The organism is Corallococcus sp. bb12-1 (genome assembly GCF_026626765.1).
In the GTDB taxonomy this organism is placed as follows: domain Bacteria; phylum Myxococcota; class Myxococcia; order Myxococcales; family Myxococcaceae; genus Corallococcus; species Corallococcus terminator.
Genome location: NZ_JAPNJZ010000031.1, coordinates 108961 through 134151, shown reverse-complemented (window position 1 = coordinate 134151; position 25191 = coordinate 108961). Strand labels below are relative to the sequence as shown.

The window sequence follows — 25191 nt, the reverse complement described above, 5'->3', positions numbered from 1 at the left end:
TGTTGGACGCTGGCGCAGCAAGGTGACGGATGTCCGATACGCGCGCCGCGATGAGAGAATTCCGCTTCCTGGATGAGAAGCGGAAGCTGGGAAGCCTGTCCGCCGTCGAGGAAACTCGCTGGGTCGAGTTGCGCGGCCTGTTGGGCATCCAGGACGCGGCGGACACCGCGGCGGCGGCCCAGGCCTGGGCCCAGCCCCAGGAACAGGTCCAGGAGCAGCCCCAGGGTTACTACGGCGAGGACGGCCAGTGGTACGCCTACCCCGCCGGCTACGAGCAGCCCCAGGGCTACTACGGCGAGGACGGCCAGTGGTACGCCTACCCCGCCGGCTACGAGCAACCCCAGGGCTACTACGGCGAGGACGGCCAGTGGTACGCCTACCCCGCCGGCTACGACCCCAACGCGGCCTATGATCCGAACGCGGCGGCGTGGCCCCAGCAGGGCTACGACGCGAACGCGGCGGGCGCCTACGCGGCCCCTGCCGGCACCGACGCTGGCGGGGCGTATGATCCGAACGCGGGCGATGCGCAGGCGTGGGCGGCCTATTCGGGGGGCGAGGCGCAGGCTGACCATGCGCCGCAGGCTCCGGTGGATCCGGACAACCTGAACCTCAGCACCGACGACATCGACATCCCTTCGCTGAGCGAACCCGCGCCGTGGATGCCCCAGCCGGCGGCGGAAGCGGCACCCGCCCCAGTGGAAGCGGAGACGTGGGAGACGAGCGCCGAGGAGGACTTCTCCGGGCTGTCCACGTCGACCCCGCCCCCGGTGGCGGCCGCCGAGCCCGAGGCGTCGCTGGAGGACTCGTTCGCCGAGCTGTCGATGGAGGTCGAGACGGAGGCCCAGGCCCCGGCGAGCTCCGGCCTGGATCCGATGGCGGAGGCCCTGGCCTCCGCCGAGCACGCGGCCTCCGAGGAAGCGGCGCTGCTGGACGCCGAACCCGGGTCCGAAGCGGTGATGGCCGAGGACCTGGCCCCCGCGCCCGTGGACGCCGCGTGGGATGCGGCACCGCTCGCGGTGGAGTCCGACGAGGCCCGCGACGCGGCGCTCGACACGACGCCGCTCGCGGTGGACACGTCGGCCCCGGCCGAGGGTGGAGGGTCGGATTGGGACTGGAGTGACGTCGCGACGACCCAGGCCCAGGCCCCGGCGGAGGGCGCCGTGCTGGAGGCGTCCGCCGAGGAGCTCGCGACCGACGCGGGTGGATCCGAGACGGCCTGGCCGACGGAGTCCGACTCCGGAGCGACGGATCCCGATGGGGACATCGTGCTCGGCTCCGGCGACCTCGCGGAGGCGTGGACGGACAGCGCCGCGGCTTCGGAAGCGCCCGCCGAGGAGATCGCCGTGGAGGCGGAGGACGCCAGCGGGGCGTGGCAGCCGGAGGCAGCCGGCGCGGATGCATGGCAGGCGGACGGAGCGGCTTCCACGGAAGCGCCCGCCGAGGAGATCGCGCTCGGCCAGGACGACGTTTCGGCCCACTGGCAGTCCGACGGCGCAACGCCGATGGAGGCGTCCGCCGAGGAGATCGCGCTCGACCCGAGCGAGGTCTCGGAAGAAGGCGCGGCATGGACGGACGATGCGACGTCGGACGAAGGCGAGGCCATCGCGCTGACGGACTCCGACGCCCTGACGTCCTCGCAGGCGGCGGAGACGCCGACGTTCGACGCAGCCGACCTGGGCGCCGAGGAGACGCTCACCCCGCCCCCTTCACCGTTCACGGAGGATCCGGGTTCATCCCTGGGGATCCGCAGCATTCCGGTCGGACCGGACGTGGAAGCCGAGACGCTCGAACTCGGCGCGGAGGATGTCGAACCGTCGGCGCTGTCGGCGGCGCGTGACACCCTGGCCGCGGAACAGTGGAGCGAGCTGAACGGCCATTCCGACGAGGCCGTGCCGCTGGCCACCGCGAGTGAATCCCTCGCGGAGGCACAGTCCACCGAGGCCTCGGCGTGGGGGGGCCAGGACGCGCAGTCGGACTGGTCCGCCGACGGCTCTCCGTCCGACGCGACCGCCACCGTCGGGTTGCAGGAGGAGTCCGCGCCCATCGAGTTGCAGCCCGAGTGGGCTTCCGATGCCGTGGAGTCCCCCGCCGAGACGCCCGCATGGGCGCAGGCCTCCGAGGAGTCCTCGCCCATCGAGTTGCAGCCTGAGTGGGCCGCTACCGCTGGCGAAGAGAACGCGACCGGCACCCAGGACGCGTGGGCCACCCCTGAGTCGGAGGGCACGGGGTCGGAGTGGTCCGCCTCGTCCGAGCCGTCCGCCGAAGCCGGGACGGCCGCCGGGTGGAATGCTACGCCGGATGCATCCGCGCCCATCGAGCTGCAGCCGGAGTGGGCCGCGGCCGACGCGGAGACCGGATCCGATGCTCCCGTGGAGGCCGTGCCTGGAGAGGCGCAGCCGGAGTGGAGCACCGGGGAAGCGTCCGCGACCGAAGCGACTGCCGCCGAGTGGGAAACTCCGGTGGAAGAGACCGCGTGGGCGGCGTCCTCCGCGCAACTGGCCACCGACAACGTCCAGGCGGCGGGGAGTGATGCCGCCGGAGAAGCGCCGCTGATTGAAGCGCAGGCGGACTGGGCCACGTCGGAAACGGCCCCGGAGGCCGCGGCGGAAGAGTGGTCGGATCCGTCCGCGGTGGCGGCGCCCATCGAGGCCGAATCCGGATGGGCCGCCGAGGGTGAGGCAGCGCCCGTCGCGCAGACGTCGGACTGGGGCTCCACGCAGGACGCCGCACCCATCGAAGCTCAGCCGGAGTGGGCCACGCCGGATGAAGCCGCGCCCATCGAGGCTCAGCCGGAGTGGGCCACGGCCGAAGAGTCCGCCCCTGCCGCCGCGCAGTCGGAGTGGTCCGCCACCGAAGAGGCCGCGCCCGTCGCCGCGCAGCCCGAATGGACCTCTTCCGAGGAAGCCCCCATCGAGGCTCAGCCTGAGTGGGCCACGGCCGAAGAAACCGCACCGGCCGCACAGTCGGCTGAGTGGTCCGCCACCGAAGAGGCTGCGCCCCTCGAAGCCCAGCCTGAGTGGGCCACGGCCGAAGAGTCCGCGCCCGTCGCCACGCAGCCTGAGTGGGCCACGGAAGAAGCCGCGCCCATTGAAGCTCAGCCCGAATGGGCCTCGGCCGAAGACACCGCGTCAGTCACCGCTCAGCCTGGATGGGCTGCTTCGGAAGAAGCCGCGCCCATCGAAGCCCAGCCCGAGTGGGCCTCGGAAGAAGCCCCGCTCGAAGCCCAGCCGGAGTGGGCCACCGCTGAAGAGGCCGCGCCCGTCGCGCAGTCGGCTGCGTGGTCCGCCACGGAAGAGGCCGCGCCCATCGAAGCCCAGCCTGAATGGGCCACGGCCGAAGAGTCCGCGCCCGTTGCTGCTCAGTCGGAGTGGGCCACGGAAGAAGCCGCGCCCATCGAAGCTCAGCCGGAGTGGGCCACGGAAGACGCTGCCCCCGTCGCTGCGCAGTCGGAGTGGGCCCCGGAAGAAGCCGCGCCCATCGAGGCCCAGCCGGAGTGGGCCTCGGAAGACGCTGCCCCGGTCGCCGCGCAGTCGGAGTGGACCACCCCTGAAGAGGCCGCGCCCATCGAGGCCCAGCCGGAATGGGCCACGGCCGAAGAGTCCGCGCCCGTCGCCGCGCAGTCGGAGTGGGCCGCCACGGAAGAGGCTGCCCCCGCCGCACAACCGGAATGGGCCGCCACGGACGCGGACACCTCCGAAGCGACCTCTTCAGACTGGGCCTCCACCGAAGCTCCGGCTGCGGTCGCCGCGCAGCCGGAATGGGCCACCTCCGAGGAAGCGCCCATCGAAGCCCAGCCCGAATGGGCCACGGAAGACGCCGCACCGGTCGCCGCGCAGTCGGAGTGGGCCACGGAAGAAGCCCCGCTCGAAGCCCAGCCCGAATGGGCCGCCACGGAAGAGGCCGCTCCCGCCGCCGCGCAGCCGGAGTGGGCCACGGAAGAAGCCCCGCTCGAAGCCCAGCCCGAGTGGGCCACGGCCGAGGAGTCCGCTCCCGTCGCCGCACAGCCGGAATGGGCCGCGGAGGAGTCCGCCTCCGGGGCCTGGGCCCCGCCGGCCGCCGAGGCCCAGCCCGCGTGGGACGCCCCGGTCGAGGAAGCCGCCGCCGAGTGGTCCTCGCAGCCTGTCGCTTCCGAGTGGAACGCCCCGGCCGCCCGGTCCGCCTGGAGCGCCCCCCAGGAGGCCCAGCCCGAGTGGATGGCCGCCGCCGAGCCCGAACCCCTCGCCGAGGAAGAGGTCTCCCTCACCGGCCTCACCCCGCTCGCGCCCGCATCCTCGGGTTGGGAAGAGCCCGCGCCCCTCGAATCCCCGGAGCCCGCCTGGGCCGCCCAGCCCGCCCTCGATGTCGAGGAGGTGGAGCCCGAAGCCGAACCCCTGGCGGACATCGAACTCGTGGAGGAGGAGCCCGCCCTGCCCGTCGCGGCCATGCCTCCGCCGCCCCCGCCCTCCCTGTCACTCGCTCCGGCCAAGGCCGTGCCTTCCGCCAGCCCGGCGAGCGCGTCCCCGCGGAGCGCGGTCCCCGCCGCGCCGGTGGCCATGGGCGTGGCCTCCGCCAACCACCTGCGCCCCACCGAGGATGCCCTCTTCGAGGCGCACGCGGCCGCGCTGGCGGGCTCCATCCACTCCTTCGTGGAGGGTGAACACCGCGTCATCATCCACACCGTCGAAGGCCAGGTGAAGCGCGGCACCATCCGCGACGCGGACCTGCTCGAGGACACCATCTCCCTGGAGCAGCAGAGCGGCTTCGCCCCCGAGCGCATCCCCGGCAAGCGCGTGAAGGCCATCTTCTTCATGCTCGCCGCGGGCGCGCGTCAGCCCCAGGCGGAGGGCTCCAAGATTCGCGTCACCTTCAACGACGGTCGCCAGGTCGCCGGCTTCTCCCAGGACTTCAAGGGCCCCACCCCGGGCTTCTTCGTCATCCCCGCCGACAACCGCACCAACACCGCGCGCATCTTCATCTACCGCGCCAGCGTGCAGGCCGTCGCCGAAGGCTAGCGGACACCCCGGGGCGGGCCTCCCCCGCCCCCCAGGCTTCACGCACAAAAAAGAGGGGCCTCGTCACCGAGGCCCCTCTCTTCATTTCACCGACCCCGAAGGACTGGTGAAGCGATGACTACTTCGCGTCCTTGGCCGCCGGAGCCGCCGCCGCGTCGGCCTTCTTCGTGGCCTCCAGGTCGAGCGTGATGGTGACCTCGTCGCCCACCGCGAAGCCGCCCGTCTCCAGCGCCTTGTTCCAGGTCAGGCCGAAGTCGCTGCGCTTGATCTTCGTGGTCGCCGTGGCGCCACGGCGCAGGTTGCCCCACGGATCCTTCGACTCGGCGGACGGGCCGTCCACGTCCAGCACCACGGGCTTCGTCACGCCGTGCATCGTCAGGTCGCCGGAGACCTTCAGCTTGTCCTTGCCGGCCTTCGCGACCTTCGTCGACTTGAAGGTGATGGTGGGGAACTTCGCCGTGTCGAAGAAGTCCGGGCTCTTCAGGTGCTCGTCGCGCTTGGGCTCGTTGGTGTTGATGGTGGTCGCGTCGATGGTGGTCTCGATGGTGGACTTGGTGATGTCCTTGTCATCGATGTTGATGGTGCCCTTCACGTTGCTGAAGGCGCCACGCACGGTGGACACCATCATGTGCTTCACGCCGAACTGCGCGCTGGAGTGCGACGAGTCCAGCTCCCACGTGGTCGCGAAGGCGAACGAGGGGGCGGCGACGGCAATCAGGGCGATGGCGGACTTCAGGGACATCTTCATGGTGTGGACTCCTGGGTGCTGCGAACTGCGAGGTTCAGGCGCGCAGCGCGAAGCTGCGCATGGACAAGGTTCCGTGATGGAAACCCTCGAACACCGGGGTGAGACGGTCCTCGGCGAGGGCGGCTCCGAGGACGAAATAGATGGGCAACCAGTGCTCGGGAGATGGATGCGCGAGCTGCGCATTCGGTGCGTCCCTCCACGACTGAAGCCCGACGAAATCACGTGCGACAAGTTTTCCGGCGACCCACGCATCGAACTCGGCGGCCCATGGCTCCACGGACGCCAGCTTGGATCTGAAATTCACCCGGCGCAGGTTGTGGACCACCCCGCCGCTGCCCATCAGTAGCACGCCGTCCGCGCGCAGCGGGCGCAAAGCCTCGCCCATCTTCGCCACCGCCGCGGGTGACGCGCCCGCCGGCAAGGCCACCTGGATGACGGGCACGCGCGCCTCCGGGAAGGCATGCCGCAGCGGAACCCAGACGCCATGATCCAGGCCGCGCTCGGTCTCCGCCACCGCGGGGACGCCCGCCGCCGTCAGCCGCGCCACCACGTCCGAGGACAGCTCCGGCGCGCCGGGCGCCGGATAGCGCAGCCGGTACATCTCCTCCGGGAAACCATGGAAGTCGTAGACGAGCGGCGGCGCGGCCATCGCCGTGACGTGCACGCGCGCGTCCGTCTCCCAGTGCGCGGACACCACCACCAGCGCCTTCACCGGGCCCACGCCCTCACCGAAACGCTTGAGCGCCTGCGGGTACTCGTCCGCGTCCAGCGCCGTCATCGGGGAGCCGTGCGACACGAAGAGCGCCGGTGCCACCTGCCGGGCGACCGTGGGCCCGCTGCCCATCACACCCGCCACCCCGGCGGCCGCCACACCCTGCAGCACCTCGCGTCTGTCCACCCCGGAACCCATCGTGGGCGACTTCTAATGCAACCCCAGGACCAGCGCAGCAAACACGCCAACCCCATGGAATCACAAGGCTTCGAATTCCAGCCCTGCGAAAACACTCTCAGAATGATAGAGAAGCCCCTCAGTCTGAATGGATTTGGGAGTCAACGTGGCCGGGTTGGAAGGGCTGGACCTCAGGGAGCTGCTGGCGTTCGAGCCGAAGGGCGGCGTCATCCACTTCGCCGGGCAGCGGGCGCTGCTGATGGATCCGGTGGCGCTGGGGCTCTTGCGCACGGAAATCGTCGGGATGATGGGGATGACGGTGGCGCGCGGCATCTTCACGCGGCTGGGCTACGCGCACGGCTGGCGCACGGCGGAAGCGATGCGCACGGCGGTGCCGTGGACGGACGAAGCCGAGTGGCGCCGCGCTGGAGGACGGCTGCACACGCTGATGGGCCAGGTGCGCGTGGAGCGCATCGAGCGGACGGAGAAGGACGGCCCGGAGCCCTTCGCCGAGGCGCAGTGGCGCGACTCCTATGAAGCGGAGCAGCACCTGCTCCACCTGGGACAGGCGGATCAACCGGTGTGCTGGAGCCTCACGGGGTTCGCGTCCGGGTACCTGAGCTACTGCAACGGCAAGCCCATCTATTGCGCGGAGATGAAGTGCGTCGGCAAGGGGGACGCCCTCTGCCAGATTGTCGGCCGGCCCGCGGAGGAGTGGAGCACCGAGTGCGCGGAGGTGCTGCGCTTCTATGAGACGCAGTGCATGGAGGGCGTGCTCGGGCAGGTGACGGAGGCCCTGCGGCAGGCGGAGCGCAAGCTGCGCGCGAAGCGCCAGTCGCTGGCCCGGGTGTCCGGCGTGGCGGAGGACCCGTCGGGCATGGTGGCGCGCGCGGACGCCATGCAGAAGGTGCTCAACCTGGCCCGGCGCTCGGCGAAGGTGGACACCACCATCCTCGTCACCGGCGAGAGCGGCGTGGGCAAGGAGAGAATCGCCCGGCTCATCCACGACGAGTCCGGCCGCGCCCACAAGGCCTTCATCGCCGTCAACTGCGCCGCCGTGACGGAGAGCCTGCTGGAGAGCGAGCTGTTCGGCCACGCCAAGGGCGCCTTCACCGGCGCCACGCACGACAGGCCCGGCCTCTTCGAGGCGGCCCACGGCGGCACCCTCTTCCTGGACGAGGTGGGCGAAGTCCCTCCCGCCATGCAGGCCAAGCTCTTGCGCGTCCTCCAGGAGCGCGAGGTGCGGCGCGTGGGTGAGAACCTCAGCCGCAAGGTGGACGTGCGCGTGGTGGCCGCCACCAACCGCGAGCTGACGGAGGAGGTGCGCCTGGGCCACTTCCGCCAGGACCTCTTCTACCGGCTGCGCGTCATCGAGCTGCGCATCCCGCCCCTGCGCGAGCGCAAGGAGGACATCCTCCCCCTGGCCCGCATGCTGCTGGCGGAGGCCGGTGAGCGCCTGGGCCGGCGCGTGAGCAGCCTGTCCCCGGACGCCGCGGATCAGCTCCTGCGCTACCCCTGGCCGGGCAACGTGCGCGAGTTGGGCAACGCCATCGAACGCGCGGTGGTGCTGTGCGAGGGCCCGCGCGTGGAGCGCGAGGACCTGCCCGAGGAGGTGCGCGCCGCGCCCCCCAGCATGATGCCCACCGGCAGCCCGCGCCGCCTGGAGGACATGGAGAAGGAGTACATCCTCGCGGTGCTGGCCCAGAACGGCGGCAACCGCTCACGCACCGCGGAGCAGTTGGACATCGGCGTGGCCACGCTCTACCGCAAGCTCAAGCAGTACGGGCACCCGGAGGCCGCGCACTAGCCAAAGCGAACGGGCCCACCAACGCTTTCGCGTCAGCAGGCCCGTGTCACGACTCAACGAAGCGACTTCAGTTGAGGAACTGGTCGCGGTCCGGCGGGCGCTGCTCCTTGCCCACCACGCGCAGGTGCTTGGAGCGGTCGCGCAGCTGGCGCTGCAGCCGCCAGTGCTGCAGGTGGAGCATGAGCCGCTTGGGGCTCGCGCCTCGCACGTAGGCGAACACCAGCACCAGGCTGAAGAGCTCCGGCGCCAGGAACTGCCAGGACGGCGCGGTGAGCAGCCGCAGCACGGTGAAGCCCGCGCCAATGGCCGCGAACCAGTTGCCCGTCAGCGGGATGCCCCAGAAGTTCGCCTGCCCCCGGCCGATGACGAGCCCGTACGCCACCCACAGCACCGTGGTCATCACCGAGCCACCGGCGTAGGCGCTCGCCATGGGCGTCACCAGCGCCAGCAGCACCGTGAGCAGGCCCGCGAACACCGTGATGCCCACCGAGGCCATCAGCAGGCGCCGCGAGCCCCAGGTGGACTCCAGGAAGCCGCCAATGGACCAGATGATGATGCCGCCGAAGATGATGCCCAGCGGGTCCGGCGCGATGAACGCGTAGGTGAACACCTCCCACACGCGTCCGCGCAGCACGTCCGCGGGGTTGAGCAGCAGCAGCACGCCCTGCCCGCCGCGCGTCGCCAGGAACAGCGCGGAGAACGCCACCAGCGCCACCGCCAGCTTGGCGGCCATCGATTCCAGGCCGACGAAGCCGCCGCCAAAGCCGCCGCCTCCGCCCCTGTTGAAGCCCCGCATGGGTCGCATAGAGGCCCAAAGGTGGTGGAACACCGCCCGGTCCGCAACCCCAATCGCAGAAACGATGAAGGGCGCCCCACCCTGATGTCTCCAGGGAGAAGCGCCCTCACCTCCATCCGCCTTCACTCGCCCGTCGTAGGACTCAGACCTTGTGGCGGTAGAAGAGCGTGATGGTCAGACAGTGAAACTCCTTGTCCGAGGACTGCGTGACGATCTTGTCCACGATGTCCACGCCGGAGTTCTCCTTCAGCCACTTGGTGATGTTCTCACCCATGTTCTCGCGATCGCGCGCGAGCGTGGTGGAGAACACCTTGACGCCCGTGAAGCTGATAAGGCCCATTCCAACCCTCGTGTCACCAGAGATTACGAACGTTTACCCCGAGTCGCGGGCGCCATCAAGAAACGGGCCCGACAATCCGGCCCGGCGTGGACCCAGGGGGATCCGCTCCCTGGGCCTCCGGGGGGCGGCGGAAGCCACCGTCCTCCCGCCAACACTCCGGCGGCGGGGGACGGGCTAAGTCTGTTCAGCGACCCGCGGCGGCGCGGCGGGCCTGACACGTCACCTCGTCCTTGCAGGCGGGACCGATGCCTTCGGGGTGGGCCGTCAGGGGCGTCTTGTCGCTTTCTTCCACGCCACACACCACGCAGCGGCGTTTGCGGTTGCGGCGCTCGGCGCGGCGCTGCTCGGCGATGGCCTTGGCCCGCTCCCGGGCCGTCTTCGCGTCCACCTCGTTGCTCATCTCACGTCCCGTCCGGAAGTCGTCAGCCCCGTACCCCGTCCCCAACAGGCGCCTAGAGCGCCTCGACCAGCACGGCGATGCCCTGGCCGCCGCCGATGCAGGCAGAGCCGATACCATAGCGAGCGCCCCGACGCTTGAGCTCGTAGGCCAGCGTCATGGTGATGCGCGCCCCGGAGGCCCCCAGCGGGTGGCCCACGGCGATGGCGCCCCCGTTGACGTTGGTGGCGTCGCGTGGCAGGCCCAGCTCCTTCTCCACCGCCAGGTACTGGGGCGCGAAGGCCTCGTTGACCTCGAAGAGGTCCACGTCCGACAGCTTCGCGTCCGCGCGCTTCAAGAGATTCCGGATGGCCGGCGCCGGGCCAATGCCCATGATCTTCGGGTCGCAGCCGGACACGCCCCAGTTGACGAGCCGCGCCACCGGCTTCAGGCCGTGCTTCTCCACGAAGCTGCGCGTCGCCATCACCATGGAGCCCGCGCCGTCGCAGATGCCGCTGGCGGCGCCCGCGTGCACGACGCCGTCCTTCTTGAAGACCTTGGGCAGCTTGCGCAGGGTCTCCACGGTGGTCTCCGGACGGTTGTGCTCGTCCTTCGACACCACCGTGTCGCCCTTCTTGCCCTTGAGCGTCACCGGGGCGATCTCATCCCCCAGGCGGCCGGCTTCCTGCGCGGCGGCGAAGCGCTTCTGGGTGAGCACGGCGTACTGGTCCACGTCGTCCTGGGTGAGGCTGTAGTCCACCGCAAGCTGCTCGGCGGTGAGCGCCATGGCCTGCCCGGTGTAGCTGTCCGTCAGGGCCGTCCAGAGCATGTCCTCCAGGCCGCCCTTGCCCAGGGGGATGCCCCAGCGCGCGCCCCGGATGACGTGGGGGGCCTGGCTCATGGACTCGGTGCCGCCCGCGAGCACGCACTCGGCGCCGCCCGTCAGCATCATCTCCGCGGCGGTGACGAACGCCTGGAAGCCGGAGCCGCACAGCCGGTTGACGCCCAGCGCGGGCACGGACACGGGCACGCCCGTGCGCAGGCCCACGTGGCGCGGCAGGTAGATGGCGTCCGAGCTCGTCTGGACGACGTTGCCGTACACCACATGCTCCACCAGCTCCGGGGACACGCCCGCCTGGGCCAGGGCCGCCTTCGCGGACTCCACGGCCAGGTCGGTGGCGCTCAGGTCCTTGAGGCTGCCACCGTAGGTACCAAACGGGGTGCGCTTGCCGGACAGGAAGAAGATTTCCTCGTTCTTGGACACGCTCTTCATGGTGCTCGTCTCCCTACTCTTCCGGGGCGCGCGGTGCACGCGCGACGTGAGGTGGAAAATACGGGGGCGGCTTCAGCCCGCGCGCCCGCCCAGGAAGGCGCCCGCGACGATGGCAAGCGCGATGGCCGTCCACAACAATCCCTGGAGGTTCTGCCGGCGGATTTCCTTGCGGCCAAGGCCCTGGTACCAGGCCCGCCCGGCCTGGACCCGGCCCTCCCAGGTGAAGGCGCCCGGTTCCGACAGGGCCAACCCGTCCAGTCGGCGTACATGTGCGCGCAACAGGCGCTCCGGGGACGCGTCCTCCAGGCAGCCGGAGCGGTAGTCGGGCAGGTCCAACGCCGGGCGCCGGTAGCTGGCCGTGACGACGAAGCCCCCGGAGGCCAGGGGGGTGAGCAGGTAGAGCCGGGGCCGGTCCTCCCTGCCCAGGTGCAGGGTGGCGAAGACGCGCTCGCCAGTGTGGGCCCAGTCGTAGGAGCGGGTGGCCTTCTGGAGGAGCGGCTTCTCCTCGTGACTGCCCAGGGGGGTGAAGCCCAGCGTCTGGAGCTGGCCGGCGAGCGGGGCCAGCTCCTCTGGCAGGTCCATCTGGTCCGCGGGGGCCTCCGGTTCGATGCCGACCTTGCCGGGGAAGAGGAAGAGCAGCGCGCGCCAGAAGTTGAGCGACAGCAGCACGCCCGCGAGCACGAGGCTCCCGACGACGAAACCCAACTGACCGAGGACGTTCATGGACCGGGGGCCTTCGGTGTTCAGCGGCGCGACGCGGTGGAGGGCAGGTGCTGCCAGCGCGCCAGCGCCTCGGGGGTGAGCGGGTCGCGTCCCTCCAGGTAGCGCTCCAGGTGCCCCAGCGAGTCCACGCCCCAGAACATCTCCCCGTCCACCAGCACGGAGGGCACGCCGAAGGTGCCCTGGGCCAGCGCTTCGTCGGTGTTCCTGCGCAGGCGGTCCTTCACCTCCGGCGTCGCCGCCCGGGCGAGCAGGGCCTTCGCGTCGAAGCCGGCCGCCTCCAGCACCGCGCCCACCTGCTCCGGCGTCTCGATGCCCCGGCCCTCGCCCCACGCCGCCGAGTAGAGCGCGGTGACGAGCTTCGTCCGGGCCTCCACGTCGTCCACCGCGGCCGTCACGCGCAGGGACAAGAGCGGGTTGAACGGATGCGAGGGCGGCAGGGTGAAGGGGGCGCCCTGTTCGTGCGCGATGCGGAAGGTCTGCTTGAAGACGTAGACGCGCTTGGCCGGAATCTCCGCGGGCCCCACGGAGCCTACGGCGTTGAGCAGCCCCGCGAGCAGCACCGGCACGGGCTCCAGCGTGCACCCGTGCCGCGCCGCGAGGGCGGGCATCCGCAGCCAGGCGAGGTACGCGTACGGGGAGAGGTAGTCCAGGCAGAAGCGCAGGGGGGACGGGGCCATGGGGCCATCCTACCCAGGACGCTCGCCGTCAGGCGCTCCGCTTCAGCTCTTCCAACTGGCGCGACAGTGGGCCGCGCAGGGAGCTGGCGAGCGACTGGAGGTGCGTGGCCTTCGCGTTGCCAAAGGCCCGCTCGGCGATCTCCAGCTCCAGCATCACCTCCTCGTGCGTGCCGTGCCGCTCCGCGTGCTGCAGGTACACGAGTCCCATCTGCAGCACGTTGCCGGTGGCCTCCGCCAGGATGAGCGCGTGGCGCAGGTGCGCGTCCCCTTCCGCCTGGGGCACCAGGGGCGCCAGCGCGCGGCGGGCGAGGATTTCATCCCATGGGTTGGCCAGCACCGGATCCAACGCGCGCTCCAGCGCCGCCTGCGCGGCGGCGAGCGCGGCGGGCCGCCGGCCCTGGTCCCGTTCGAAGCGCGACTGGTACACGTGCACCAGCGTCTCCATGCGCAGGCCTCCCTTGCGCGCGGCCTCCAGGGCGCGGGGCAGCGACTCGCGCGCGGCGGCCGCGTCCTCGAAGAGCACGTCGCGGCACGCCTGGTACACCTGCACGTGGGCCTGCAACCAGCGGTCCTGGGGCAGCACCCGCGCCAGGGCCTCGCCGCGCGCCACCACCGCGGCGACGAGCTCGTGCTCGCCGCGCTCCAGGTAGTACGGCGGCGTGAAGAGGGCCAGGTTGCGCTCCATCAGCCGGGGGCTGCCCAGCCTGCGGATGAGCTCCGTCTTCTGCGCCAGGGCCGGCGCGAAGGCGGCGCCGTCGCCGGTGAAGGCCGCGCGCGTCACCTTCGCGAAGAGGTGGTAGGCGCGCACGTCGGTGAAGCCGTGGGCGTCCGCCACCGCGAGCCCGCCGCGCAGCACGTCCTCGTCCAGCGCCTCGCCACGCAGGGCCAGGTTCACGTTGAGCAGGTAGCCGCCCATGCCCAGCGCCCACGCGAGCCGCCGGGGCGGACGGCCCACCGCGTCGCGGAAGTCGCTCAGCCGCTTCACCTGCTTGCGCTGCTCGGACACGCCGCCCGACCAGCGGCCGGTGTACGCGCTCAGCGTCGCGCGGGCGATGGACAGCCCGGCCAGGTAGGGCGAGTCCTCCGGGTGCTCGGCGGCCGCGCTCGAAAGCAGCGCCTCCATCTCCTGGGTGCGCCCCAGGATGGCCAGCGACATGCCCTGGAGGATTTGCAGCTCCGAGCGCTTCCAGAAGACATCCACCGGCGTCATGCGCTCGCCCGCCGACACCTCGCGGAACAGCGGACAGAGCAGCTCCTCGTGCTCCGTGGGCGTGGCCGTGCGCGCGGACGCCAGCCGATGGGCCGCCTCGCGACGTCCGGCCTCCACGTCCACCGTGGACTCCCAATACGCGAAGAGGCGCTCCCCGTACGCCACCGACGTCGGAGGGTCGCTGGAGTAGCCCACCTCCACCAGCGACACCCACGAGCGGAGCAGCTGTTCCATGCGCCCCGGGAAGTCCGGCGCGGACTCCAACAGCCCCGCCGCCTCCTTCAAGAGCAGCGTGGCCTCCAGCAGCGCCTCCGCCTCGATGGCCGCCTTGCCCGCCTCCAGGAGCGGCTGGATGGCCTCCGCCGGCGCGTCCGAGCGCGCGTAGTGCCAGCCCACCGCGCGCACCAACCCGGCGCGCCCCGCGGGCTGCGCCTGGAGCGCCCGCGCCACGAGGCCGTGGTGCCCCCTTCGATCCATCTCCGGCGTGCTGTCGTAGACGGTCTGGTGCACGGTGTCGTGCGTGAAGACGTACCGGCCCTCCACGTCCTGGAGGAACTGCCGCTCCACGATGCCGTCCAGCACCGCGAACAGCTCCGCCTCCGGCAGCCCCGCCAGCGTGCGCACCAACGGCAGGTCCAGCATGCGGCCCACGGGCGCCAGCTTGCGCAGCAGCGCCACCTGCTCCGGGGGCGCGCTCGCCAGCCGCACCAGCACCGCCTCCTGGACGCTGTCCGGCAGCCGCCGCGTCCCCAGCCCCTCCTCCGCCTCCCAGCGCCCGCCCACGCGCTTGAGCGCGCCCGCCTCCACCAGCATGCGCAGGCACTCGGTGGCGAAGAAGGCGTTGCCCTTCGTGGTCGCGTGCAGCCGGGTGACGAAGCCCTCCGGCATGTCCAACCCGGGCAGCACCAGCTCCACCAGCGTGCCCACGTGCTCCGCGGACAGCGGCTCCAGGTCCATGCGCGCGGTGAGCTTCTCGTCCACCGTCTGGAACGCGAGGCTCAGGCGCGACAGCTCCGCGGAGCGGAACGTGCCCACCACCATGCCGCGCGTGCCGTGCAGCGCGCGGATGAGCACGTTGATGGCCTCCAGCGACGCGCTGTCCGCCCACTGGAGGTCCTCGAAGCACAGCACGAACGACTGACGGCCTCCGAGCGTGCGCGTCCACTCCGACAGCGCCTCGAAGAACGCGCCCTTCTCCTCCGTCCCTTCGCGCAGGGCCCGTTCGTGCACCTCGCCCTCGGGCACCTCCGACGACAGGCCCGGCAGCAGGCGCATCAGCCGGGGTCCCAGCCGGTCCATCAGCTCCGACGGCGTGTGCGGCACCATGCTGCGCAGGGCCTGCGCCACCGGCGCGAGCGGGGCCAGGCCCTCCGCGCGGCACTGGCCCCGGCCGAAGGGCAGCTCCGCCAGCTTCGCCTGGAGCTCGAACTCCTGGAGCAGCCGCGTCTTGCCCACGCCCGCGGGACCGCCCACGAGCACCGCGCGCGACTGGCCCCAGTCCGCCTCGGCCAGGCCGTTCATCAGCCCTTCGAGCTCCGCCTCGCGGCCCACCACCTCCGGCACGTGCAGGTAGCTGGCGCGCGCCGACAGCGGCTCCTCCGGGGACGGCTCACCGCTCGCGTGGCAGAGCGCCTCCATCAACTCGCTCGCGTCCTGGAAGCGCTCGCGCGGATCCTTGGCCATGAGCAGGAGGATGATCTCCTCCAGTTGCGGATCCACCGCGCAGAGCGTGGAGGGGCGCGGCGGCGGACGCGTCAGGTGGTCCGCCAGCAGCACCGCGGGGTTGCTGCGCTTGAAGGGCAGCTTGCGCGTGGCCAGGTACCAGGCCATCACGCCCAGCGAGTACAGGTCCGCGCGCCCGTCGATGCTCGCGCCCCGCTGCCACTCCGGCGCCAGGTACTCCAGCGTGCCCTTGAGCTTGCCGGGACTGGGCGTGCCCAACTGGTGCATCACGCCGAAGTCCATGAGCTTCACCGCGCCGGACTCGGTGATGCGCACGTTGCTGGCCTTGATGTCGCAGTGCACGTACAGGCGCGAATGGATGAACGCCAGCACCTGCGCCATCTGGATCAACACCCGGTACAGCGTGCGTGTGTCCAGCGGAGCATCGCGCACCAGCGTGCTCAGGTCGTGGCCGCCCACCACCTCCATGGTGATGAAGCGGTTGCCGGCCTCCGTCATGCCCCAGTCGAAGACCTTGAGCGTGGACGGGTGCTGGAGCTTCTTCATGGCGAAGAACTCGTGCCGGAACATCAGCACCAGCTCCTCCACCTTCGCCGCGGACAGCCCCGCCGGGACGTGCATCTCCTTGAGCGCGATGCGCCGGCGCTCCTGGAGATCGTCCGCCAGCCAGATGCGGCCCATGCCGCCCTCGCCCAGCAGCGACTCCACCCGGTAGCGCCCGGTCACGACGACGCCCGGCTCCAGCGAACGACGCTCCCCGATGCCCGCGCCCGGCAACGTGATGGGCGTACGCACCCGGTCCCCCCACGTGCTCGGAGGCCGGGTTCGTTCGTCCAGGACCGTTGTCTTCTCGTCGTCGCTCACGCGCTAGGGGCCGGCCATTCCGCCGGGATCCAGACGTCGGAGGAATAGCACGTTTCAGTGACACCGCCTCCGGGACATCCGAGCAGGTGAGGTGCACCCCTGTGTCCTTAGTTCCTGATCAATCGTTCTGCTGGAAGAAAGCGCGTCCTGCCGCCCGGATGCCTGCTGGGGAGCCGCTTCCAGACGCCCGCTCACGACGCGCCGTGACGCATGCACACCCTTCTTCCAGGCACAGGGCCCACTGCCCGCGCCAGAGGGGGGAGACGGCATGCGGGCATGGAAGCGGGGAGGAGTGGCCGTGGCCTTCGTGGCCGTCACGGCCTGGATGGCCTGCGGTCAACCCGAAACCCAGCAAGCCCAGGGCCTCCAGCGGGCCACGGCGGCCACGGTGACGCTGGGCGATGGCCACTGCGCGGGCGTGGTGGTGGGCCAGGGACGACACGTGCTCACCGCAGCCCACTGCGTCGCGCAGGAGCGCGGACCCGAGTTCACGAACTTCGAGGACGGACGGCGGATGGAGGGCCGTTACGTCTTCGTGGATCGCGGCCGGGACCTGGCCGTGCTGGAGTTGGAGGCGAAGGCGTCGGTGGCCCCGCTGGAGGTGGCCGAAGCGCTGCCCGCGCCCGGGGACGTGCTCGTCTTCACCGGCCGGCATGACCGCCCCGGCGAGCCGCGGCAGGTGATGCTGGAGCGGCTGGGCCGCTGCCCCTCGCTGCCGGACGTGCCCGCCGCGCTCTTCACCACCCTGGACGGCACCCCGGGAGACTCCGGCGCGCCGTTGGTGGATGCACGGATGCGGGTGGTGGGGCTGGTGCACGGCGGCGCGCGGTGCAGCATCGCCGCGCCCACCGCCAACATCGCGCCGGAGGTCCAACGCCTGTCACAGGAGGATGCGCAGCCGCTGGCCCAAGGCCTGCCACCGGCCCCGCGCTGATAGCGGCATGACGACTTTGCCGCGCCGTGATGGCCGGACGGCTACGGCGCGGCGCGACACGGGGCCACCGCTCCTCTCGTCCCTGGGCAACCGGGCAGGCAGGACGGGCCGGACCGCCGTTGCCTCGTTCCTCCGGGGAGGCCCACCTTGCAGCCGGGAGCCGGACCGCGCCCCGACGCAGGGTCCGTCGTCCGTCCCCGTTCGGAGGCATGACCATGGCCGGCCACAAGGGCAGCAGGAACTTCCAACCTCGCAACCGGGGCCAATTGGAGGATGCCCAAGACCGCGCTGCCGCGGAGCTGAGCCGCGAGCGCTCCGAGGCCGCCCTCGCCCCGGACGTCAACCCGGGCCCGGTGGAGGAAACCCCCTGGGAGGCGAGCGTCGAGCGCGGCGAGGAGTGGGAAGACAGAGCCGTCCCGGAACGGGAGGCCCGGGGCGACGAGGAGCCGGACTCCGAGGTTTCCCGGCGGGGGCTCGTGAATCCGCCGCCGGAGGACTAGGGGGCTGGGAGGCAAACCCGTGAGGTGGCGGCTTCCAGGAATTCTTCCGGGTGAGGGGGGACCTCTTGCCCGGTGCGCACGGTGGGGGGATGCTGGGCGCTGTCGTTGCCCGCTGTCCGCGGTCCCCTCCCCGGGAGTCGAAGCGCCGTGAAGCCCAAGGTCCTCATCGTCGAGAACTCCTGGACCATGCGCGAGACGCTGCGGCTGCTGCTGTCGGGGGAGTTCGACTGCACGGTGGCGGCGGACGGCGAAGCGGGGCTGGCGCACGCGCTGACGGAGCCGCCGGACGTGCTGCTGTCGGACGTGAACATGGAGGGCATCGACGGCTATGAGCTGTGCCGCCGTGTCCGCGCCGAACCGGCCCTGGCGCACCTGCCGGTGGTGTTCGTCAGCGGCTACGCGCCGCGCGCGGACCTGGAGCCCGGGCAGCCCCAGCCGGACGCGTACCTGGTCAAGCCGGTGAAGCCGCCGTACCTCATCGCGCAACTGCATGCCGTGTTGCAGCGTGCGCGGGGCGCCACGGCCAAGGCCGCGGGCGAGGGCTGAAGCCGGCCGCGTGCCGGGGGGCCTCGCTCTAGAGGCGCTCGCGGACGCCGCATGCTGTGTCGCGGCGCGGACGGCCCGGGCAACTCTCGCTGACCTGGGACCAAGGGAGGGCTATACCTTGCCCACCTTTCTTTCCCGTCCCGAGGTCCTCGCGTGCTCAACGCCTTTCCCCGCGTCCCGGCTCCCAAGAACGAGCCCGTCCTCTCCCACGCTCCCGGCTCCCCCGAGCGCGCCGAACTCCAGAGCGCGCTCAAGCGCATGAGCGGCGAGCAGGTGGAGATCCCCATCGTCATCGGCGGCAAGTACCTGCACTCCGGCAAGACGGACACCGTGCGCATGCCCCACCGGCACAAGCACGTGCTGGCCACCCTGCACGAGGCCGACGCGAGCCACGTGGAGAAGGCCATCCAGAACGCGATGAGCGTGAAGGAGGACTGGGCGCGGATGTCCTTCCACGCGCGAGCAGCCATCTTCCTGCGCGCCGCGGAGCTGCTCGCCACGCGCTACCGCCCGCTGCTCAACGCGTCCTCCATGCTGGGCCAGTCCAAGACGGCGCACCAGGCGGAGATCGACGCGTCGTGCGAGCTCATCGACTTCCTTCGCTACAACGTCCACTTCGCGCAGCAGATCCTCTCCATCCAGCCGGAGAGCTCCGCGCAGACGTGGAACCTGACGGACTACCGGCCGCTGGACGGGTTCGTCTTCGCGATTACGCCATTCAACTTCACCTCCATCGCGGTGAACCTGTGCGCGGCGCCCGCCATCATGGGCAACGTGGTGCTGTGGAAGCCGTCCTCCACGCAGGGCCTGAGCGCGTGGTACGGCCTGGAACTGCTGCGCGAGGCGGGCCTGCCCGACGGCGTCATCAACATGCTGCCCGGCGACGGCCCCACGGTGGGCAACCCGGTGCTGGCGAGCCCCCACCTGGGCGGCATCCACTTCACCGGCTCCACGCCCACGTTCAACAGCCTGTGGAAGACCGTGGGAGAGAACATCGGCCGCTACAAGCAGTACCCCCGGCTGGTGGGTGAGACGGGCGGCAAGGACTTCATCTTCGCGCACCCGTCCGCGGCGGACGACCTGGAGGCGCTCGCGGTCGCCATCGTGCGCGGCGGCTTCGAGTACCAGGGCCAGAAGTGCTCCGCGGCGAGCCGCGTCTACGTGCCGGAGTCGCTGTGGCCCAAGCTGAAGCCGCGCCTGCAGGCGCTCATCGCGGACATCAAGATGGGCGACGTGACGGACTTCCGGAACTTCATGGGCGCCGTCATCGACGAGCGGTCGTTCAAGAAGGTGTCCTCGTACATCGAGCTGGCGAAGACGGGCCCTGACGCGACCATCATCGCGGGCGGCGGGACGGACAAGAGCGAAGGCTGGTTCGTGCAGCCCACGCTGGTGCAGTGCCACAGCCCGCGCCACCGCATCATGACGGAGGAGATCTTCGCGCCGCTCGTGGGCCTGTACGTCTACCCGGACGCGAAGCTGGAGGAGACGCTGAAGGAGTGCGACCAGTCCGCCAGCTACGCGCTGACCGGCGCCATCTTCGCGCGCGACCGTCAGGCCATCGAGATGATGATGAGCAGCCTGCGCGGCGCGGCGGGCAACTTCTACATCAACGACAAGCCCACGGGCGCGGTGGTGGGCCAGCAGCCCTTCGGCGGCAGCCGGGCGTCGGGCACCAACGACAAGGCGGGCTCCATCGTCAACCTGTTCCGCTGGAGCAGCCCGCGCACCATCAAGGAGAACTTCGTGCCGCCCGCGAAGGTGCCCTACCCCTTCATGGACAGCGACCCGAAGGAAGGGGCCATCTAGGCCATGAGCGGACCGTTCCCGGGCATCGCGGGGCTGGACACCTACGCGCTGGAAGACGGCGCGTGCCGCGTGGAGATCATCCCCACGCGCGGCGCGCTCGTCACGCGCATGGTGGTGGAAGGCGCGGAGGTGCTCTTCCTGGATGAGGGCACCGTCGCCGACCTCACGAAGAACGTGCGCGGGGGCATCCCCGTGCTCTTTCCCATCGCCGGCCCCCTGCCCGGGGACACGTACCCGGCGGACCTCAAGGCGTACACCCTGCCGCAGCACGGCTTCGCGCGGCGGCTGCCGTGGACGGTGCGGCAGGCGGAAGGTTCGCTGCTGGTGCTGGGCCTCACCTCGTCGGAGGAGACGCTGCGCCAGTACCCCTGGGCCTTCGATGCGCAGCTGACCTTCTCGCTGGTGGGCAGCCGGCTCACCATCGACTTCGACCTGGAGAACCGGGACACGCGGCCCCTGCCGCTGCACCTGGGCTACCACCCGTACTTCCGCGTGCCGCAAGCCAACAAGGCCCAGGCGCGCGTGGAGACGGACGCCACGCACGCGTGGGACAACCGCGAGAAGCACGAGGTGCCCTTCACCGGCCTGGACCTCACGGCGGCGGAGGTGGACATGCACCTGCGCGACCACAAGGGGCCGGGCACGGTGCTTTCGCGCGGGCCGGGCCTGCCGCCGGTGAAGCTGTCGTGGAGCCCGGAGTTCCGGCTGCTCGTCGTGTGGACGTTGCAGGGCAAGGACTTCGTCTGCGTGGAGCCGTGGACCGCCGCCGCCGGGGCCCTGGCCACCGGCGAGGGGCTGCTGCACGTGGAGCCCGGCGAGCGCGTGTCACTCGCGTTCGACATCGAGGCGTGAGGGCCCCCCTCGTCCCGCGCGCTCAGGCGTGCGGGATGAGGGGCATCGTCAGCGGGCCGCGCACGGTGAGGGAGGTGTTCCACTTCACCGGACCCGTGGGCGTGAACTTCGTGAAGCGCGACAGCAGCACCTCCAGCCCCACGCGCGCCTCCAGCCGGGCCAGCGGTGCTCCCAGGCAGAAGTGGATGCCGTGGCCGAAGGGGAAGTTGTTCACGCCCTCGCGGTCCATGTCGAAGGTGTCCGGGTCCTTGAAGCGCTCGCCGTCGCGGCACGCGGAGCCCACCATCAGCGCCACGCGCGCGCCCTGCGGAATCACCACGCCCGAGACCTCCGTCTCCTTCGTGGTGACGCGCACCAACCCGTGCACGGAGGGCTCGAAGCGCAGCACCTCCTCCACGAAGCGCGGCAGTTGCGCGGGGTTCTCGCGCAGGCGGGTGAGCAGGTGCGGGTGCTCCATCAACATGCGCACGCAGTGGCTGACGAGTTGCACGGTGGTCTCCAGCCCCGCGACCACCAGCAGGAACAGGAAGCTCATCAGCTCCGCGTCGGAGAGCGCCTCGCCGTCCACGCGCGTCTGCACCAGGTCCGACACCATGTCCTCTTGCGGCTGGCGGCGGCGGTCGGCGACCACCTGGGACAGGTAGTCCTCCATCTCTCGCACCGTGGCGCGGATGGATTCGTGGCGGTGGGTGTCCTTCTCCGTCGTCCCGGACACGCTGGACAGGTCCACCGACCAGCGCTTGTACCGAGCGGTCATCTGCGGATCCAACGCGAACAGTTCGCCAATCACGCTCGCGGGCAGCGGCATGGCGAAGGCGTCCACGAAGTCCACCTCGCGCTCGGGTTGCAGCCGCTCGGCCAGGGATTGCGCGAAGCTGCGGATGCGAGGCTCCATCCGGTTCACCGCCGTGGGCGTCCACGCGCGGCTCACCAGCGTGCGCAGCCGCATGTGGTGCGGCGGATCCATCACGATCATGGATTCGGAGAACGGGTTGTGGCCCAGCCACGGGGGCGCCGTGACGGTGCGCACGCCCGCGGACGAGAACACCTGCGGGTTCTTGAACGCCGCGGACACGTCCTCGAAGCGCGTGAGCGCCCACAGGCCGCCCGGCTCCACCTGACACACCGGAGCGCTGCGCCGCAGCTCCGCGTAGACAGGGTAGGGATTGGCCCGGACCTCCGGCGCCATCAGGTTCACGCGTCCGCTCATGGAAGAATTTCCTCTCCGGGCTGGAATTATATACCCGGTCTACTGGCGGCTGAACAGAGGCGGGACGGTGCCAGAGCGCACGGATGACTCCTCAGCGGCCCCGGTGAACGCCAAGGTCATCCCGGACGCCCTGCACCGCGCGTTCGACCCGGTGGGCCGCGTCTCCGAGGTCTGGAGCGAGGCCACGCCGTAGCTCACGCGTCCGAGGACATCGGGGCGTGCGCGATACGCACGTGCACGATGGCCGGCGTCTTGTGCTTGAGCCAGGGCAGCCGGTTGACGTTGTTGTAGACGATGCGCTGCAGGCCCCGGGGGAACATGAACGGCACCCGCGTCACGTGCTTCACGCGCGGGTGCCAGCGCTTGAGCGTCGGTGCCAGCTCGTCCAGGTTGATGCCCCACGGCATGGGCGGCACACGGTAGGCGGGCGTCCGGTTCAGCCCGGTGAGCGTCTTGCGGGAGAACCACCGGGGAATCGTGTCGAAGAGCAGCTCCGCGCCCGGGAAGCGCTCCGCGATGTCCACGACGAGGCGGCGGACCTCCTCCTCCTCGAAGTACATGAACAGCCCCTGGGCGATGATGAACACGCCCCGGGACGCATCCACCGCGTCCATCCAGGAGCGGTCCAACGCACTCCCGGCGAAGTGGCGCAACCGCTCCGTGGGCGGAAGGAAGCGCTCCCGGATGGCCACCGCCTCCGGCAGGTCCACGCTCAGCCAGCGCAGCCGGCCGTTGTCCAGGCGCTGCGCCTGCGTCTCCAGCCCCTCCCCCAGCGACACGACGAAGCCGTCCGGATGCGCGGAGAGCCACTGGCGCAGCACGCGGTCCGTCTCCACCGCGCGCACCGCGTGCGAGCTGTCCGCCTGTCCGAACGAGCGCACGAAGTCGTAGTGGATGGCGTCGTAGATGCGCACCACGTCCGAGTCCCGGAGGATGCCGTCCGTCCGCTTCGCCTCACCCGCGCGGTTGTGCAGCGTCCACAGCATCGTCTCCGGGATGCCCGTGAGGTTCGGGACGCAGTAGCGCTCGGTCATGGCAGGGTCCTTTGAGGAACCTCAACAGGATATTGATAATCAGAATCACCTTCAACTTTGACTCCGGATTCAAGGGCAAGGACCGGAGCGCGCGGCTCGCCGAGGGGCCCTAACGTGGCGCGCATCCCTCCCACTTCCGGAGCCTCCTTGATGCGCCTGTACGACTTCCTCCCCTCCGCGAACGGCTACAAGGTCCGCACGCTCTTCGCGCAGCTGGGCCTCGCGTATGAGCTGGTGCCGGTGGACATCTTCGCGGGCGAAAGCCACACGACCGACTTCCACGCGAACAAGAACCCGGACGGGCGCATCCCGGTGCTGGAGCCAGAACCGGGACGGTTCCTCGCGGAGTCCAACGCCATCCTGTTGTTCCTCGCGGAGGGCACGCGGCTGTTGCCCGAGGACCGCTTCGCGCGGGCGCAGGTGCACCAGTGGATGTTCTTCGAACAGAACGCGGTGGAGCCCAACCTGGGCACCGCGCGCTACTGGCGCCTCACCGGCCGCGAACCCCAGCAACCCGAGGCCTTTCGACAGCGCGTCTCAGGGGGCGTGCGCGCGCTGGAGACGATGGAGCGCCACCTGCGCACCCGCACGTTCCTGGTGGAGGAGCGCTACACCGTCGCGGACCTTTGCCTCTTCGCGTACGTGCACTTGGCTCCGGAAGCGGGCGTGGAGCTGACGCCGTACCCTGGCGTGCTCGCGTGGCTCGAACGGGTGCGCCAACAGCCGGGCTTCATCGGCGCACTGCCGCCCTACCCCGCGAACGCCCACGTGCGCTGAGAAGGCATCAGCGGGCGCGTTCGGCGTGAAGGGCCTCGCCCGCGAACGCCCACGTGCGTTGAGCACACTTCACCGGTCGCGTTCGGCGCGAAGGGCCTCGCGGGTCTCCGCCTCCGTGAGGATCACCGTCGGTTCTTCAGCGCTCGCCGCCGCGAGCCTGCGCGCCAGCAGCTCCGTCACGGGCGCGAGCACGCTGAAGTGCGTGGTGCCCGGCACCAGGAGGAACGACAGCGGCGCACCCTTCGCCGCCTTGCGCAGGGGTTCGAATGCTTCGGCGTTGCCATGATCCGCGCCCTCGATGACCTGCGTGGGCACGCGCAGCGCATCCACGAAGCTCACCGGGTTGCGCATCCACAGCTCCGGTCCCGTGGCGCGGTCCAGCGCCGTGCCCGTCTTGCCGTATCCAGAGACATCGTGGGTGGGACCGAAGACGTACGCGCCCTTCAAGCGCGGAGCGTGCGCGGCGGCGATGAGCGCCAGCGTGCCCCCCGTGCTGTGGCCTCCCAGGTAGATGCGCGCCGGATCCACGTCCGGGCGCTGAGCCAGGAAGTCGATGGCGGCCACCACGTCATCCGCTTCGCCCAGGAAGTATTCGCGCGCTCCGGGATTGTCGTTCGCGCCCCGCAGCGACGGCAGCATCAGCACCATCCCCGCCTCGCGGAACGCCCGCGCGCTCTGGTCGTTGTCGCGCGCCGCGGGCACCCACGCGAGCGGACCGATGTCCCAGCTGAAGCCTCCGTGGATCCACACCATCGCCGGACGCCGGGCCCCCTCGCGCACGGGCGTGACATAGGCCTCGTTGCTTCCCAGCGGCGCCGGATAGCGCACCCATTCAAGGATTCCCGAGGGCGGAATGTGCGCGCGCATGGGCATCCCTCTCGGGTCCTTCAGCTGCGTGCGGAACGTCTTTCGCAAGGTCATGGGCGTGGGCGGCGCGGGCCTGGAGCAGGCGGTCGTGAAGAGGCAAGCGATGAGCAGGAGGGGAAGCGCGGGAGCGCGGAAGGACGTCATCATGGGAGTACGCGATGAACGGTCGTCACCGGCACGTGACGTGCGCGGCTTCGTTCCGGAGGGTGGCTTGACAGCGCGCGGCATGATCGCTACTTCTATTCGCAGAATGTTCGTCACCTCCGCCATGTGCATGTGTTCGAT

21 protein-coding genes are annotated in these 25191 nt (G+C 70.8%); 9 read left to right on the top strand and 12 right to left on the bottom strand.

All coding sequences use genetic code 11. From position 1 onward, the window contains the following. The first annotated feature begins 29 nt into the window (after nt 1-29). Nucleotides 30-4991: a DUF6982 domain-containing protein gene (locus tag OV208_RS37990; protein WP_267578846.1), complete on the top strand. Its 4962-nt coding sequence runs from the start codon at nt 30-32 to the stop codon at nt 4989-4991. A 118-nt stretch (nt 4992-5109) separates the two neighbouring features. Here OV208_RS37990 and OV208_RS37985 read toward each other — a convergent pair whose 3' ends face one another. Next, nucleotides 5110-5739 carry a YceI family protein gene (locus tag OV208_RS37985; RefSeq protein ID WP_267578845.1) on the bottom strand — a complete coding sequence of 210 codons (630 nt, stop codon included), beginning with the start codon at nt 5737-5739 and terminating at the stop codon, nt 5110-5112. A gap of 34 nt (nt 5740-5773) precedes the next feature. Then, a complete protein-coding gene (locus tag OV208_RS37980; RefSeq protein WP_267578844.1) occupies nt 5774-6649 on the bottom strand; it encodes a DODA-type extradiol aromatic ring-opening family dioxygenase in 876 nt (291 codons plus the stop codon). Nucleotides 6650-6776: 127 nt separating this feature from the next. On the opposite strand from OV208_RS37980, the gene OV208_RS37975 reads away from it, so the two are divergent. Then, nucleotides 6777-8435: a sigma 54-interacting transcriptional regulator gene (locus tag OV208_RS37975; RefSeq protein WP_420715087.1), complete on the top strand. Its 1659-nt coding sequence runs from the start codon at nt 6777-6779 to the stop codon at nt 8433-8435. Between the two features lie 67 nt (nt 8436-8502). Here the strand turns inward: OV208_RS37975 and OV208_RS37970 are convergent, their stop codons facing one another. The 7 genes from OV208_RS37970 to OV208_RS37940 all read right to left on the bottom strand — a co-directional run bounded on the left by OV208_RS37970 (nt 8503) and on the right by OV208_RS37940 (nt 16308). After that, nucleotides 8503-9240, bottom strand: a complete 738-nt coding sequence (locus OV208_RS37970) for a DUF1751 domain-containing protein (RefSeq protein ID WP_267578843.1) — start codon at nt 9238-9240, stop codon at nt 8503-8505. A 133-nt stretch (nt 9241-9373) separates the two neighbouring features. Beyond that, on the bottom strand, nt 9374-9571 hold the full coding sequence (locus tag OV208_RS37965) for a hypothetical protein (protein WP_120544774.1): 198 nt from the start codon (nt 9569-9571) through the stop codon (nt 9374-9376). Nucleotides 9572-9755: 184 nt separating this feature from the next. Continuing rightward, on the bottom strand, nt 9756-9971 hold the full coding sequence (locus OV208_RS37960; protein ID WP_014399195.1) for a hypothetical protein: 216 nt from the start codon (nt 9969-9971) through the stop codon (nt 9756-9758). A gap of 52 nt (nt 9972-10023) precedes the next feature. Continuing rightward, a complete protein-coding gene (locus OV208_RS37955; RefSeq protein WP_267578842.1) occupies nt 10024-11220 on the bottom strand; it encodes an acetyl-CoA C-acetyltransferase in 1197 nt (398 codons plus the stop codon). A 72-nt stretch (nt 11221-11292) separates the two neighbouring features. Continuing rightward, nucleotides 11293-11943 carry a hypothetical protein gene (locus OV208_RS37950; protein ID WP_267578841.1) on the bottom strand — a complete coding sequence of 217 codons (651 nt, stop codon included), beginning with the start codon at nt 11941-11943 and terminating at the stop codon, nt 11293-11295. 20 nt (nt 11944-11963) lie between these two features. Next, nucleotides 11964-12620: a 2-hydroxychromene-2-carboxylate isomerase gene (locus OV208_RS37945; RefSeq protein WP_267578840.1), complete on the bottom strand. Its 657-nt coding sequence runs from the start codon at nt 12618-12620 to the stop codon at nt 11964-11966. A 28-nt stretch (nt 12621-12648) separates the two neighbouring features. Then, nucleotides 12649-16308: a serine/threonine-protein kinase gene (locus OV208_RS37940; RefSeq protein ID WP_267578839.1), complete on the bottom strand. Its 3660-nt coding sequence runs from the start codon at nt 16306-16308 to the stop codon at nt 12649-12651. Between the two features lie 367 nt (nt 16309-16675). On the opposite strand from OV208_RS37940, the gene OV208_RS37935 reads away from it, so the two are divergent. The 5 genes from OV208_RS37935 (at nt 16676) to OV208_RS37915 (ending at nt 21018) form a co-directional block, all read left to right on the top strand. After that, complete coding sequence (locus OV208_RS37935) at nt 16676-17311, top strand: S1 family peptidase (protein ID WP_267578838.1); 636 nt, start codon at nt 16676-16678, stop codon at nt 17309-17311. Nucleotides 17312-17526: 215 nt separating this feature from the next. Then, nucleotides 17527-17811, top strand: a complete 285-nt coding sequence (locus OV208_RS37930) for a hypothetical protein (protein ID WP_267578837.1) — start codon at nt 17527-17529, stop codon at nt 17809-17811. Nucleotides 17812-17958: 147 nt separating this feature from the next. Beyond that, on the top strand, nt 17959-18357 hold the full coding sequence (locus tag OV208_RS37925; RefSeq protein ID WP_120542748.1) for a response regulator: 399 nt from the start codon (nt 17959-17961) through the stop codon (nt 18355-18357). A 153-nt stretch (nt 18358-18510) separates the two neighbouring features. After that, complete coding sequence (gene pruA / locus OV208_RS37920) at nt 18511-20166, top strand: L-glutamate gamma-semialdehyde dehydrogenase (RefSeq protein WP_267578836.1); 1656 nt, start codon at nt 18511-18513, stop codon at nt 20164-20166. Nucleotides 20167-20169: 3 nt separating this feature from the next. Further along, nucleotides 20170-21018 (top strand): aldose epimerase, encoded by an 849-nt coding sequence (locus OV208_RS37915; protein ID WP_267578835.1) that lies wholly within the window; start codon nt 20170-20172, stop codon nt 21016-21018. A gap of 22 nt (nt 21019-21040) precedes the next feature. On the opposite strand, the gene OV208_RS37910 is transcribed toward OV208_RS37915, so the two are convergent. Further along, entirely contained in the window at nt 21041-22228 is a 1188-nt protein-coding gene (locus tag OV208_RS37910; protein WP_267578834.1) for a cytochrome P450, read from the bottom strand. Between OV208_RS37910 and OV208_RS37905 the strand changes: the two genes are divergently transcribed. Further along, nucleotides 22227-22421, top strand: a complete 195-nt coding sequence (locus OV208_RS37905; protein WP_267578833.1) for a hypothetical protein — start codon at nt 22227-22229, stop codon at nt 22419-22421. The two genes, OV208_RS37910 and OV208_RS37905, sit on opposite strands and share 2 nt — an antisense overlap. A 1-nt stretch (nt 22422) precedes the next feature. Here the strand turns inward: OV208_RS37905 and OV208_RS37900 are convergent, their stop codons facing one another. Continuing rightward, the gene (locus tag OV208_RS37900; protein ID WP_267578832.1) at nt 22423-23262 is read right to left on the bottom strand and encodes a class I SAM-dependent methyltransferase; all 840 of its coding nucleotides are present in this window, start codon (nt 23260-23262) and stop codon (nt 22423-22425) included. Between the two features lie 150 nt (nt 23263-23412). Between OV208_RS37900 and OV208_RS37895 the strand changes: the two genes are divergently transcribed. Then, nucleotides 23413-24039, top strand: coding sequence for a glutathione S-transferase family protein (locus tag OV208_RS37895; protein WP_267578831.1), 627 nt, complete (start codon nt 23413-23415; stop codon nt 24037-24039). Nucleotides 24040-24108: 69 nt separating this feature from the next. On the opposite strand, the gene OV208_RS37890 is transcribed toward OV208_RS37895, so the two are convergent. Then, complete coding sequence (locus OV208_RS37890; RefSeq protein ID WP_267578830.1) at nt 24109-25053, bottom strand: alpha/beta hydrolase family protein; 945 nt, start codon at nt 25051-25053, stop codon at nt 24109-24111. Between the last annotated feature and the right edge of the window lie 138 nt (nt 25054-25191).